This is a genomic window from Paraburkholderia sp. J69-1 (genome assembly GCF_905220255.1).
GTDB lineage: Bacteria > Pseudomonadota > Gammaproteobacteria > Burkholderiales > Burkholderiaceae > Paraburkholderia.
The window spans coordinates 190,669-203,913 of sequence record NZ_CAJMZG010000014.1 but is presented as its reverse complement, the minus strand read 5'-3'; the positions used below and the strand labels follow the sequence as shown (position 1 = coordinate 203,913).

Here is a 13,245-nt window from a genome sequence, read left to right as displayed (position 1 = left end):
TCTGATTGTTTGCCGGATTTCGACTGGTTAGCCTGTCGCCAGCCATTGTTGATATAGCGCATTTCATTCAAACATTTCTCCACTCCAAGAGCATTCTATTTGCGCTTTATTCGCATTCAAGGCGTGGCAATCGATAACCGAGAATAGTCCGACTTTTATGCAATTCACAATCGACCGAGCGATATGGCAATCATCTATCACTATTGCGACCCTGTTGCCTTCCTTTCGATCATCGAAAGCCGTTCGCTGTGGCTTGGCAATGCGCGCAAGATGTTCGATGCGCGTGTGGGCGATACGGTCGGCACCATGCTGGTCGATGCACTCATCCACCACGGCGCGCCATCGGGCGCACAGCGTGAACTTGCCACCGAACTCGCACTGACGCTCAACCTCAGCCGTCGCGAGCTGTTTACCTGCTGTTTCTCCGAGAATCGCGACGACACCTGCCAATGGTGGAGTTATGCCGATGTGGGCCGGGGCTTTGCGATTGGCTTCGATTCGGATTTGCTGAGTCCGGCGGGCAGCGTCACGCGTGCGCCCGTGGTGCATGACGCGCTCGCCGATTCCGCGCGCGGTATCGCGCTCTCGCCCGTGCTCTACGGCGACGACGCCACGCTTACACGCCACATCGAAAGCCTGAAAAACATGGTCGCCGAAGCCGCTGGCAACGCGGGATCGGGCGCGCCGGACACCCGAAGCCTCGACCGCGAACCCGGCATTCGCGCCGCAGCGAGAGCCTGCGAATGGCTTGGCGTGATGTCGAAAGACCCTTCGTTCCGACACGAACTCGAATGGCGTCTCGTCTATGTGTCGAGCGGCGAAACCGACAACCGGACCTGCACGCCCTGCATTCACTGGCGCACGACGAAATACGGTTTGACGTCGTACTTCCGCTACGGCTTTCTGCCCGAGGCCGTGCGCGAAGTGTGGATCGGGCCCAATAACAGCGAGCGGCTGCACCCCGAGTGTCTTTTCGGCATCAAGGAGCACCACGCGCTCAAGCTGCTGATGCGAACCCATGGATATGAACGAACCGAAATTATCGAGTCCTCATCCCGCCATGCATTCTGATGCCGGGGCGCACCGCCAGATCATGTGCATCGGCCTCTTCGAAGGCAACGTGCCGCACGGCGAATTCCTGCGCAGCGTGCTCACGCAAGCGGCCTACGTGTGCCGCGAGATCCGCACCGTCGAACAACTCGCCGCCACCTTGCAGAGCGGCGCGGTGGATCTGCTCATCGTGATTGGCCTCGATCACGACGGCCACGGCGTGCAGGCGCTGAACTGGGTGCGCGGCCACTACGCGCCGGATGTGCCGGTCCTGATCATCGGCGAGCCGGGCGGCGCCGATGCGGAATCCATGGCGCTCAATGCGGGCGCGGACGATTTCATCCTGCGCACGCGCTCGCCCGAGGTGCTGATCGCACGCGTGGCTTCGCTGTTGAGATGGAGTCATCGACCGAAGCCCGAGAAACTGGAGCGTTACGGCGACTATGAATTCGATACGGTCCGCTGTGTCGTCACCTTGCGCGGCGACGCCGTCGCGCTGACGCAGCGCGAGTTTCATCTGGCGTGGCTATTGTTTCGTCACCTGGACGAGCCGCTATCGCGGGCGCAGATTTTCGAGTCGGTCTGGCATCAATCGTTTGGCGTGTCGTCGCGTACGGTCGACACGCATGTGTGCTGGCTGCGTTCCAAACTTCAGTTGCATCCGGGCAATGGATTCGTGGTGGTTTCCGTGCACGGCTACGGCTATCGGCTGGAGCGTGTGCACATCGATCAGGCTTGAAACCGATGCCGGATGAAGGCGTCAGATGCGGTCGAGCCGATAGCCGCAGCCGCGTACGGAGGTCAACTGGTAGCCGTTTTCGGGCGCGAGGCGCAGCTTGGCGCGCAGGCGGCTGATCTGCGTATCGACGGTGCGCATATTGACCTCGGCCTCGCCTTTCCAGATGAGGTCGAGAATATGCTCGCGCGACAGCGTCGTGCCGATGTGCTGATAGAACAGCAGCGCGAGCCTGAACTGCCGCACGGTCAGGTGAATCGCGGTGCCGTTACGCAGCACGCTGCAGGCCACCGGATCGAATTCGAAAGCGCTATCGGATTCGTCGACGTGAATCAGCCGCACCGCACGCGCACGGCGCAACACCGACGATGCACGCGCGCGCAGCACGGCAGCGTCGAGCGGCCGGTTCAGGCAGGCATCGGCGCCGGCGTTGAGGGCGCTGATTTCATCGCGCTCGCCGCGCATCGAGGTGACGTAGATCACCGGAATCTGGGTGGAAATGATTGCGCGGATGGTGTTGAGCACGCGCACGCCGTTCATGTCGGGCAAGGCGTGATCGAGCACGAGCAGATCGAAGGTTTCGCGGCGCAACGCGCTGAGCAGCGCACTGCCTGTTGCGAAGTGATGGCACACGCAGCCTTCGCTGCCGAGCGTGCTGGAGGTGAGCTGCGTGAGTTCGGCATCGCCGGAAAGTATGGCAAGTCTCATCGAATAAGCGCTTCTATTGCTTTTCGGCGCGATGGCTCGCACGAGGTCTACGCCAAAAAATGCCAGTCGGACAGACGCATCCAGACTGGCAAAGAAGTTGGTCATTGGCGTGGGAGAGCACCAGCGATCTCGACCAACTTCGGGCTTTGCGAGTCCGTGCGTTGTTTTTCCCGCGATGCGCCATCAGCGCAATCGCATCGCTTTGGAGTACGAATGATTGCTGCGGGAACCATCTTATTATTCAGCAAAGCCGTGGATGGGTTTGTTAAAACATGTCACAGCGGTGACATCGATCAATACATGAAGGATGACTAAATAAAATGGACGGATAAAGAAATCGCTGACGCTTCATCCCGCAGGACAAAGCGTCGGCGATTTACCAGCGCAGCAGACGCGGCCCGAGCCAGGCGCCGATCGCTGCCGGCATCAGCATGCCGACGGCGTACCAGATGCTCCAGAACGCCGGGCTCATTTCCGGGCAATGGACGCAATAAGCGATGGTGGCAAGCGCACTTGCGAAGAGTCCTGCTGCCGCGCCTGCCATGCGCGGGCGCGTGGGCGTGAGGCCTTTCGTCGCCCAGAACACGGCGGCGAAGGTGGGCACGGAGAGCAGCAGGATATTGAACGGACAGGTCCGCCACGACAGGCCGAGCATCAGCGGCACGCGCTCCGCGGGCGCGGCGGTGCCAAGCGTTGCCCAGCCCGCGAGCCATACCGCGATGAACGGCGCGGCCACCAAAGCCCATGCGTAACCGCCGCGCACGCCAGGCCGGCCGAGACGGCTCACGGCCAGCGCCGCCGCAATCGCCACGGCGAGCGGGAACGCGATCTTGGCCCAGAAAATCGGCGTCTGCGCGACGTCCATCAGATCGTGGCGCACGCCGAACACCACGGCCACCAGCAGTAGCGATCCAGCCAGTCCCAGCGGCAGCGCACGCGCGAAGCGGCGCACGACGGCCTTGCGGTCCACGCGCGTGACGCCGGTGGACAGCAGGCTGATGAGATCGTCGGTTTTCATTGCGCCCCCCGGATGCGTGCGGCAAGCGCCTTCAGGCCGCGGTGGATGCCCACCTTCACGGCCGATTCGGAAAGCCCGGTGAGTTTCGCGGCCTCGACCACCGAACGCCCTTCGAGCTTCACGTGCAGGATGGGCAAACGCTGTTTGTCCGGCAACTGGTCGAGCAGCAGGCCGATGTCGCGGCGCGCTTGCGCCGGTTCGTCGTCGGCCTGCGCGAACAGGTCGCTGTGGTCGTCGAGCGGATCGTTGAGCGATTCGCGGCGGGAGCGCGAGCGAAAGAAGTCCATCAACTTGTAGCGGGCGATCGCATGCACCCAGGCGGTCAGCGGTTCGTCGGAGCGCCACGTGTGACGCGCGTTGTGTACCGCGAGCAGAATCTCCTGCACGAGGTCTTCCACATCGTCTTGCAACTGCGGAATACGCCGGCGCAGATACGCGCGCAGATGGCGCGTGAGTTCCTGCAGGAAAGTGCGGTACGCATCGGCGTCGCCTTCGAGGCCGCTGACAAACAGCGCTTTGAGACGGATTTCCGCGGGATACAAAGGGCGTCCTGGTTTGTCGCGACTTTGGGAAGGCGCGCCCGCTGAGGCGTTTTTACCGGCATCGCCGGTCTCGAATTCGGGCGCGATCGGGTGAGCGTAGCCGAAGCCGTCCTGCACCGCAATAGCGGACGCGACGCCACCTCGCGGGCCGAATTCGCCCGCCTGTCGCCACTGCGCTGCCCTGTTCGCCCAGCTCACGTTCGCGATCTCCGTGTGTTGCCGATACCGTGCCGGTACCGTGTCGATGCGCACCGTCGCGGTGCGCGCTTTCATGCCAATTCGCTCGCGGCAGCCCGCCGGTTACAGCGCCCTCCAACTATTTCTCTCGCGTGGCCCTACAGTATCGGCGCATCGTGGATCTTTCAGGGAGCCACGCCACGCGTTACCTTATGCCTCATCGACGCAAATTTCTGCGGACCCACGATCGGAGCACGAGCAGCATGGCAGCGAGAACCAACGAATATCAGCAACCCATCGGCGCGGCACTGGAAGGCTGGACGCCGCGCGAGCGCCCGGCGCGCATCACGATCGAAGGTGTGCGCTGCCGCATCGAACCCGTCGACGTCGAGCGCCACGCCGCCGACCTCTTCGAAGCCTATAGCGCCGCGCCCGACGGCAGCGACTGGACGTATCTGTTCACCGGCCCGTTCGACGATTTCGAGTCGTTTCGCGCGTATCTCGCGAAGGCGGCGGCCTCGGAAGATCCGCTGCACTACACCATCGTCGACCGCGCGAGCGGCAAGGCCGTCGGCACCTTCGCGCTGATGCGCATCGATCCCGCGCACGGCGTCATCGAAGTCGGCAGCGTGACGTTTTCGCCGCTGCTCAAGCGCACCGCGCTGTCGACCGAAGCGCAATATCTGCTGATGCGCTACGCCTTCGACCAGCTCGGCTACCGGCGCTACGAGTGGAAGTGCGACAGCCTCAACGCGCCTTCGCGCAAGACGGCGCTGCGTCTGGGCTTCGAATTCGAGGGCATCTTCCGTCAGGCGGTGGTTTATAAGGGACGCAGCCGCGACACGGCCTGGTTCGCGATCATCGATCAGGACTGGCCGAAGGTGAAGCAGGCGTTCGAAAGCTGGCTCGCGCCCGACAATTTCGACGCGCAGGGTAATCAGCGTGCGTCGCTTGCGAGCTTGCGCGATGCCTGATCAGCTAGTGATCCGCAATATCGAGCCCGCCGATCGCGCCGACTGGTTCCGCCTGTGGGCGGGTTACAACGCGTTTTACGAAACCGAAGTCGCTCCGCAGATCAGCGAACGCACGTGGCAGCGGCTGATCGATGCGGACGTGCCGCTGCTCGGCCGCGTCGCCGTGCTCGACGCCCGCATCGTCGGCTTCAGCCTGAGCGTGTTGCACGAAGGCACGTGGGTGGCCGCGCCCATCTGCTATCTGGAGGATCTGTTCGTCGATCCCGCCGTGCGCGGCAAGGGCGTGGGCCGGACGCTGATCGGCGATCTGGTGGCGCTCGGGCGGCAGCGCGGCTGGTCGCGCCTCTATTGGCACACGCGCCAGGACAACCCGGCGCGCAAGCTTTACGACGAATTTGTCGCCGCCGACGACTTCGTTCGCTATCGCCTGACGCTTTAATTTGATCCAAGCCGTGTTTCACCCATGAAACCTAGGGTTTCACCCAGCAGTCAATCAGAAAAACTGATAGCAAGCTTCAATTTAATGCGTTTCCCATAAGCGTTCTGATGCGGCAAAGTGTCATCTCCGCGAATGGAGTGACTTCCTTGAACCAGCGCATCGATCCGTCCCTGCTTGCCCCGCCCGATCTGTCGTTCGCGACGCTCGACTCGGGCGTCGTTCTGCCCTACCTCGAACGGGGGACCGGTGAGCCGCTGCTGTTTGTCCACGGCTCGCTGTGCGATTACCGCTACTGGGAGCCGCAACTCGACGGCCTCGAAGACGATTTCCGCTGCATCGCGCCGAGCCTGAGCCACTACTGGCCGGCGGCCGACGCCTGCATCCAGGGCGATTTCGGCTGGGAAAGCCATCTGCACGAACTGGCCGATTTCATCGTCGCGCTGGGTCTGGAATCCGTGCACCTGGTCGGTCACTCGCGCGGCGGCAGCATCGCGTATCACCTTGCGCGCCGTTATCCGCGTCTCGTGCGCACGCTCGTGCTCGCCGATCCGGGCGGCCCGCTGCGCCGCCTCGAAGAAGACGACGACGTCATGCCGCCGGCCACCAACGCGCTGCGTTCGCGCGCGGTCGGCCTGATCGACGACGGTCAGCTCGAAGACGGTCTGGAACTGTTTGTGGATTCGGTCAGCATGCCCGGCGCGTGGCGCAAGAGCACGCACGCGTTCCGCGAAATGGCGATCGCCAATGCCACGACGCTGGCCAAGCAACTCGAAGATCCGCTGCCCGCTTACACGCGCCGCCCGGCTGGCGACATCAAATGCCGCACGCTGCTGATCGACGGTCAGCGCAGCCCGCTGATGTTCCGCAACAACGTCGAAGCGCTCGACGAGTGGATTGAGTTTGCGCAGCGCGTGACGATGAAGGGCGCAACGCACGGCATGAACGGCACGCACGCCGATCTCTTCAATACGCACGTGCGCAACTTCATCTACGAAGGCTGATTATTTTAGTCATTCGTTTTGCCTCGCGCGCGCATTCCCGCGCGCGCCTTTCGGCACATCAGGCGTTCATTTGGCAAACAGTTGCCCAATATCCTTGAACGCCTTGAATTCCAGCGCATTGCCGCACGGATCGAACAGGAACATCGTGGCCTGTTCGCCCACCTGCCCCTGAAAACGGATATACGGTTCGATCACGAACTGCGCGCCGAACTCGCGCAAGCGCTGCGCCAGCGCTTCCCACTGCGTCCATTCCAGCACCACGCCGAAATGCGGCACCGGCACGTCATGGCCGTCCACGGCGTTGGTGTGCGCCGCGTCCTGCGAAGCCGTCTTCGGATGTTCGTGAATCACCAGCTGATGGCCGAAGAAGTCGAAATCGACCCAATGCGTGCTTGATCGACCTTCGGCGAGACCGAATACACGGCCATAAAAGTCGCGCGCAGCGGGCAGATCGTAGACGGGAATCGCCAGATGAAACGGCGAAAGACTCATGGTGGGCTCCTTGTTCTGTTCTGTCGGGATTGGGGGTTCGCGTCCCGCAGGGAAACGGTTCGCGCCATGTTAGGCCGTATCGTTGAAAAATAAAATCAAACTATAATTTCCCGATCCATCAAAATTGTTTGTGAATGATCCGCGAACTCAAAACGCTGCTGGCCGTGGCGCGAGAAGGCACGTTTGCCGCCGCCGGCAAGCGCATCGGCCTGACTCAAGCTGCCGTGAGCGCTCAAATGCAGCGCCTGGAAAGCGAACTGGGTTTTGCGCTATTCGAGCGTGAAGGCCGTAACGCGCGTTTAAGTGCGCGCGGCCAGCAACTGCTCGTGCAGGCGCAGGAAGTGATCCGCCTTTACGGCAATCTGAGTACGGTCGCGGTCGATCCTGCCGTGGCGGTGCGCCTGAATATCGGCGCGATTGCCTCGGTGCAGCGCGCGCTGTTGCCTGACGCGCTCGCGGCCTTTCATCGGCAATGTCCCGGCGCCCACACGCGGGTGGTGCCGGGTGTGTCGATGGAACTGGTCAATCTGGTCGATGCAGGCGAACTCGATTTCGCCGCGATCATTCGGCCGCCCTTTACGCTGCAGAGCGATTTGCGCTGGAGTGCGATCGCGAGCGAACCGTTCCGGCTGATCGTGCCGCGCGCGCTCAAGGGCAGCGACTGGATGAGGCTGCTCTCGCAGCAGCCGTTTATCCGCTACGACCGCGCTTCGTTTGGTGGTCGTCTGGTCGACCGGTTTCTGCGCCGCATGCAGATCGTCGTGCAGGAAGTGTGCGAACTCGACGAGCTGGAAGCCATCGTCGCGCTGGTCGGCAAGGGGGCGGGCGTGGCGCTCGTGCCGCAAACGGCCAGCTATCAACGCTGGCCGGCGCAGGTGCGGGCGATCGATCTCGGCCATCACGCGTTTCATCGCGACGTCGGCATCGTGCATCGCGACGTGCTACAGATGAGCGACGCGGCCCGCATGCTGCTCGGCCTCATGGTGAATCATTCGGCTAACCAGACGTCTTCGTAGCCGGCATCGTCGATGTTCTCGGCTGCCGCGAGCATCACGCGCGTACCGTATACCGGTTGCTGTTCGAGCGAGCCCGGTGCCAGCGCGACCATTGCTTCGGGTGGTGTCTAAGCAAGGCCGTATTTACGGCATATCGCGCGTTGGCGTTCGGATACGTTGTTGTTCAAATCGCGGGCTCGTAGGTGGGACCGTCCCAACCGTCGACGTATTTGATCACCGTGTCGTTCACGTCAATCACACGATGCCGGTAGAAGAGATGCATCGATGGTGTGCGATTGGCTGGCAGCGTGCCGCCGTTCGCGCGTGCAAGCAGGCTGTTGGGCACAACACGCATCCCGAGGCGATTGGTGCCGAACAGCGTTTCGCCGCACTTCGGGCAGAAGGCGCGCGACATCTGTTTCGTGGGATGCTGAAAGACGCTCAACTCGCCGTGCGGTGCTACGTTTTCGTTTGCCCATGCGGTCGCGGACAGCATCGGCGTCGCGTAAAAGTCGCGGCAAGTTGCGCAATGACAGTTCGCGCGTGCGGCAGGCTCGCCAGTCAGATCGACCGTTACGGCGCCGCATAAGCAGGCTATCTGGTGGTGTGATTCGCTCATTTTGTCTCCGGAGTTTGCATACACATTGCGTGGCCGGATTTGACCACGTTTCGCTTATCCGCGATTTGTCGAGCGCCAACAAAAAACCACGGCGCGCCGGGCGGCGCAACCGTGGTCGACAAAGAAAAACTACGCGTATCAGCCGCCCAGCGCCGGATCGCTATAGCTCGGATGACCCGTTTCAACGTGTCCCGCGATGCGGCGCACGAAGCTCGCATCGCTATCGACAGTGATCGTCAGGTCGTACCAGCCATACGCGTTACGCAGGTCGAGATAAAGCTGTTCCGTATCGCCGCCGCGCACGGTGCGCTGGATCTTCGTGCCCGGATCGTAGGCGTTGACGATAGTGAACTGGCAACGCGCGCCGCCCGTGTTTTCAAGGCGAAATTGCAGATTGCCGTTCGCCACGTCGTAGCCTTCGGCCACTTCCGGGCGCGCCGTTTCGCCACTGCCGAACCAGCCCGTCTGCGTTTGCTTGCCTGCGAAGCGGCGCAGGAAACCATTCGGCCCGTGCACGGTGAAGTCGTACGCGGCCGTCGCGCCAATCGTCAACTGATCCTCCAGGCGCTTGCCCGCTTCGACCGTATACGTGAGCGGCGCATCGGTGCTATTGGCCGTGTAGACGAGGAACACCGCGCCCGCGCGCCCCGTGTTGATGAAGTGCGCTTTCGCCTTGCCCGACGATGCATTCGCATTGAAGCGCACGAACAGTTCATACGGCAACGCGCGCGCAAGACGTACCCCGCTCTCCTGTTTCGGCACGCTGCCCACCAGCGGGGGCACTGGCACATAATCAGGATGACGAATCTTATCCGGCGGTGCGTAGCTGCTCGTCGAAGGCAGCGAAGGCAGCGCTGCATTTGGCGTGGCGAAATTGAATGCCGTCGTCAGATCGCCGCACACCGCGCGACGCCACGGCGTGATATTCGGCTCGGCCAGATTGTGCTGTTCACCAAAGCGCTTTTCGATAAAGCGGATCACCGACGTGTGATCGAACGTCTGCGAACAGACCCAGCCGCCACGCGACCAGGGCGAGACCACCAGCATCGGCACGCGCGGCCCCAGACCATACGGACCGGACGCATACTTGCTGCTGCCCGGGAAAATCTCGTTGCTGGTATCGACGGTCGACAAACCATTCGCGCTCGACGCGGGTGCGAACGGCGGCGCAATGTGATCGAAGAAGCCGTCGTTCTCGTCGTAATTCACGAGCAGCACGGTCTTGCTCCAGATCTCGGGATTCGACGTGAGAATCTGCAGCACCTGATCGACATACCACGCACCATAGTTCGCGGGCCAGTTCGGATGCTCGGTATACGCTTCCGGCGCGACGATCCACGACACTTGCGGCAGTGTGTTGTTCGCCACGTCCTGCTTGAGCACGTCGAAATAACCGCCGCCGTTGAGCACGTTCGTGCCCGTGCGTGCGCGATCGTAAAGCGGGTTGCCCGGCTGCGCGTTCTGGTATTGCGTGAAATAGAGCAGCGAGTTATCGCCGTAATTGCCGATGTACGGGTTATCGCCCGTCCAGCCCCACGACCCTTTCGCGGTCAGACCTTCGCCGATGTCCTGATAGATCTTCCACGAAATGCCCGCGTTTTGCAGGACTTCGGGATACGTCGACCAGCCATAGCCGGCTTCCGCGTTATCGACCACCGGGCCGCCGCCGCTGCCGTCGTTGCCCACCCAGCCCGTCCACATGTAATAGCGGTTCGGGTCCGTCGAGGTCAGCGTCGAGCAGTGGTAGGCGTCGCAAATCGTGAAGGCATCGGCGAGCTGGTAGTGAAACGGAATATCGTCGCGCGTGAGGTAGGCCATCGTGGTCGTGCCCTTGGCGGGCACCCACTGATCGTAGCGGCCGCCGTTCCACGCGGCGTGCGTGGTCGGCCAGTCGTGCGGCAGATCCTGAATGAACTGCAGGCCGAGATTTGCAGCGGTGGGATGGAACGGCAGCACTTCGCCGACGCCTGCAGCGAGCGGCTGGTTCCACACCGGTTTGCCGTTGGGCAGCGTGATGGCGCGCGTATCACCGAAGCCGCGCACACCACGCAGCGTGCCGAAGTAATGGTCGAACGAACGGTTTTCCTGCATGAGGATGACGATGTGCTCGACGTCGCGGATGCTGCCCGTGCGATTGTTCGCGGGGATAGCAAGTGCGTTACGGATGCCTTGCGGCAGCATCGTCAGGGCGGTGGCCGAACCGGCGCTCATCGCGGCGGTGCGGAGAAAATCACGGCGGCTTCTCGAAGTCATATTGTGGTTTCCATCGTCGGGTTGAGAAGGCACACGCGACGCCGCGCCGCCCTATGGCGGCAGACGGCGCGGGGTCGCGCGGCCGGGTGCTGCGTTTCGGGTACGGCTGCGGGTACGTCAGTCTGCGGTGTGAATGTCGGGAGGTGCGAGCGGTGCGTCGCCGGTGCTGCCAATGCCTTCCGCCCCGCTTGCGCCATCGGATACAGCCGCGGCGCGTGCGGGCGAGCGCACAGCGATGGCGGTAATCGCCGCGGCGCCATTTGCACTGTCTGGGGAATTCGATGGAGACGAGAACGCGCCCGCAAGCGAAGATGTGCCCTGCTGCTGCGCGGCAGCAGATAGCGCAGGCGCAGGCTGCGTTTGCGCGAGATCGCGTTCCGCGCGCGTGGTCAGCACGACGCGCGTGTCGTCGTCGCGGTTACTGCAAGCACTCGTTGCGCACGCAACGAAAGTGCTGAAAAGCGCGAGTGAGAACACGCCGGGCAGGCTCAAACGTTTGCGCGGCGCGCTACACCATAGCGGGCGCGCCGGCACGAAATCGACCGTCATCGAAGTCTCCGTCCAGATAGAGGCACAACAACGGCTCGAGGAGGCGGCCCGAGCGTCGTCTTACGCGCACTGGAAAGCAGCGGTAAGACAACGTCGAAGCATAGCGAAAACGCTTTTAAGTTTTATGACGCATGATTCGTCGATATGCGCTGTTTGTGTAACGTTGGGTGCGTTGGGTTCGGGAATGCCTTTCAAAACGTAATAAAACAAGGCACGCCATTTGCACTGCACCTGCGCACATGCGAAGGGGACGCAAATGACGAACAAAACCGAAAGTAAATCGAAAAGTAGAAAAGAGACGCAGGACAATGCGCTTCTTTTGGACGCCAAAGACGCGAAGCGCGTAAAGAAACTGCCGAAGCCTGCCGATCGCCAGGCGATTCTCACCGAGCAGCGCCGCCTGAAAATGGCGCGCTCGCCGCATGCCTATGTACGCGGCAATACCGAGCAGTTTTACGAGTGGATCGTCGATGCAAATGGCGGTTCGCTGCCGCGCGGCCCGGCGATCTGGATCTGCGGCGATTGCCATACCGGCAATCTCGGACCGATTGCGAATCAGGACGGCAAGGTGGAGGTGCATATTCGCGATCTCGATCAGACCGTCATCGGCAATCCTGCGCACGATCTGATTCGTCTTGGGCTTTCGCTTGCGACGGCGGCGCGCGGATCGGCGCTCTCGGGTCTCACCATCGTGCACATGATCGAGGCGCTTGCCGCAGGTTATCAATCGGCATTCGAAACGAAGCGCAAAAAGCCGCAATTGCCCGAACGGCCCGAGCCGGTGCATCTGGCGATGAAGCTTGCGGTACGCCGTTCGTGGCGACATCTCGCCGAAGAACGCATCGAAGATCTCCGGCCGACGATTCCGCTCGGCAAGCGCTTCTGGCCACTCACGCGCGCGGAGGGCAAGGCAATCGCGTCGCTGTTCGCCGATGAAGCGATCGCCAGTTTGCCCACAGGATTGCGCGGTCGCAGCGACGAAGGCGCCGTGGAAGTGCTCGATGCCGCGTATTGGGTGAAAGGCTGCAGTTCGCTCGGGCGACTGCGTTACGCGGTGCTGCTCGATGTGGACGGCGGTGTGATCGAAGGCGACGATCTCTGTCTCATGGACATCAAGGAAGGCGTAAAAGCGGCTGCGCCGCGCTATGAAGATGCGTCGATGCCGCGCGATAACGCCGAACGTGTCGTCGAAGGCGCGCGTCATCTTTCACCGTTTCTGGGCGAGCGCATGCGCGCCGCGCGTCTGCTCGATCGCGCTGTGGTGATACGCGAGTTGCTGCCACAAGACCTCAAGCTCGAAATCGACGAACTCGATAAAGACGATGCACGCAAGGTCGCCTTTTATCTCGCAGCCGTGGTAGGCAAGGCACACGCGCGGCAGATGGACCCGCCGACGCGACGCGGCTGGCTTGCCGAACTGCGGCGCAGCCGGTCGAGGACGATTGATGCGCCGCTTTGGCTCTGGAACAGTGTGGTCCAACTGGCGAGCAGCCATGAAGCCGGGTATCTGGAACATTGCCGGCGTTATGCAACGGACAAGCGAACGGCGTGATTTTTGTGCTTGTTTTACGTGGCTTGATGTAGCAATTTATTTTTCATTCGCAATGCTTATCGATTTCTATAATCTGTATATTGATACGTAATCCTATGTATTGTTACGAATTACGAACATCAATTGCGTGGGGATTTTGG

12 protein-coding genes and 1 pseudogene are annotated in these 13,245 nt (G+C 61.9%); 6 read left to right on the top strand and 7 right to left on the bottom strand.

Features of this window, described 5'->3' with window-relative positions; translation table 11 throughout:
• Positions 1-183: 183 nt before the first annotated feature.
• Entirely contained in the window at positions 184-1,071 is an 888-nt protein-coding gene (locus U5A67_RS25115; RefSeq protein ID WP_205985147.1) for a DUF2971 domain-containing protein, read from the top strand.
• The gene (locus U5A67_RS25110; protein WP_321816304.1) at positions 1,061-1,789 is read left to right on the top strand and encodes a response regulator transcription factor; all 729 of its coding nucleotides are present in this window, start codon (positions 1,061-1,063) and stop codon (positions 1,787-1,789) included. The genes U5A67_RS25115 and U5A67_RS25110 overlap by 11 nt, the downstream gene beginning before the upstream one ends.
• Positions 1,790-1,810: 21 nt before the next feature.
• Here the strand turns inward: U5A67_RS25110 and U5A67_RS25105 are convergent, their stop codons facing one another.
• From U5A67_RS25105 to U5A67_RS25095, 3 genes are all read right to left on the bottom strand, one after another.
• Positions 1,811-2,494 carry a response regulator transcription factor gene (locus tag U5A67_RS25105; protein WP_321816305.1) on the bottom strand — a complete coding sequence of 228 codons (684 nt, stop codon included), beginning with the start codon at positions 2,492-2,494 and terminating at the stop codon, positions 1,811-1,813.
• Between the two features lie 376 nt (positions 2,495-2,870).
• Positions 2,871-3,512 carry a DUF1109 domain-containing protein gene (locus U5A67_RS25100; protein ID WP_321816306.1) on the bottom strand — a complete coding sequence of 214 codons (642 nt, stop codon included), beginning with the start codon at positions 3,510-3,512 and terminating at the stop codon, positions 2,871-2,873.
• Positions 3,509-4,054 (bottom strand): sigma-70 family RNA polymerase sigma factor, encoded by a 546-nt coding sequence (locus U5A67_RS25095; RefSeq protein WP_205985174.1) that lies wholly within the window; start codon positions 4,052-4,054, stop codon positions 3,509-3,511. Before U5A67_RS25095 ends, U5A67_RS25100 begins: the two co-directional genes overlap by 4 nt.
• A gap of 440 nt (positions 4,055-4,494) precedes the next feature.
• Between U5A67_RS25095 and U5A67_RS25090 the strand changes: the two are divergent.
• Both U5A67_RS25090 and U5A67_RS25085 read left to right on the top strand, forming a co-directional pair.
• Positions 4,495-5,644 (top strand): annotated as a pseudogene (locus U5A67_RS25090) (GNAT family N-acetyltransferase).
• Between the two features lie 146 nt (positions 5,645-5,790).
• Positions 5,791-6,645 (top strand): alpha/beta fold hydrolase, encoded by an 855-nt coding sequence (locus U5A67_RS25085; protein ID WP_205985141.1) that lies wholly within the window; start codon positions 5,791-5,793, stop codon positions 6,643-6,645.
• Positions 6,646-6,711: 66 nt separating this feature from the next.
• On the opposite strand, the gene U5A67_RS25080 is transcribed toward U5A67_RS25085, so the two are convergent.
• Complete coding sequence (locus U5A67_RS25080; RefSeq protein ID WP_321816307.1) at positions 6,712-7,137, bottom strand: VOC family protein; 426 nt, start codon at positions 7,135-7,137, stop codon at positions 6,712-6,714.
• Positions 7,138-7,271: 134 nt separating this feature from the next.
• Here U5A67_RS25080 and U5A67_RS25075 point away from each other — a divergent pair, with 134 nt between their 5' ends.
• A complete protein-coding gene (locus tag U5A67_RS25075; protein ID WP_321816308.1) occupies positions 7,272-8,153 on the top strand; it encodes a LysR family transcriptional regulator in 882 nt (293 codons plus the stop codon).
• Between the two features lie 163 nt (positions 8,154-8,316).
• On the opposite strand, the gene U5A67_RS25070 is transcribed toward U5A67_RS25075, so the two are convergent.
• The 3 genes from U5A67_RS25070 to U5A67_RS25060 all read right to left on the bottom strand — a co-directional run bounded on the left by U5A67_RS25070 (position 8,317) and on the right by U5A67_RS25060 (position 11,553).
• The gene (locus tag U5A67_RS25070) at positions 8,317-8,751 is read right to left on the bottom strand and encodes a GFA family protein (RefSeq protein ID WP_321816309.1); all 435 of its coding nucleotides are present in this window, start codon (positions 8,749-8,751) and stop codon (positions 8,317-8,319) included.
• A 138-nt stretch (positions 8,752-8,889) separates the two neighbouring features.
• The gene (locus U5A67_RS25065; protein WP_321816310.1) at positions 8,890-11,004 is read right to left on the bottom strand and encodes a phosphocholine-specific phospholipase C; all 2,115 of its coding nucleotides are present in this window, start codon (positions 11,002-11,004) and stop codon (positions 8,890-8,892) included.
• A 117-nt stretch (positions 11,005-11,121) separates the two neighbouring features.
• Entirely contained in the window at positions 11,122-11,553 is a 432-nt protein-coding gene (locus tag U5A67_RS25060) for a hypothetical protein (RefSeq protein WP_321816311.1), read from the bottom strand.
• Positions 11,554-11,809: 256 nt separating this feature from the next.
• Here U5A67_RS25060 and U5A67_RS25055 point away from each other — a divergent pair, with 256 nt between their 5' ends.
• The gene (locus U5A67_RS25055; protein ID WP_321816312.1) at positions 11,810-13,105 is read left to right on the top strand and encodes a DUF2252 family protein; all 1,296 of its coding nucleotides are present in this window, start codon (positions 11,810-11,812) and stop codon (positions 13,103-13,105) included.
• Positions 13,106-13,245 lie beyond the last annotated feature (140 nt).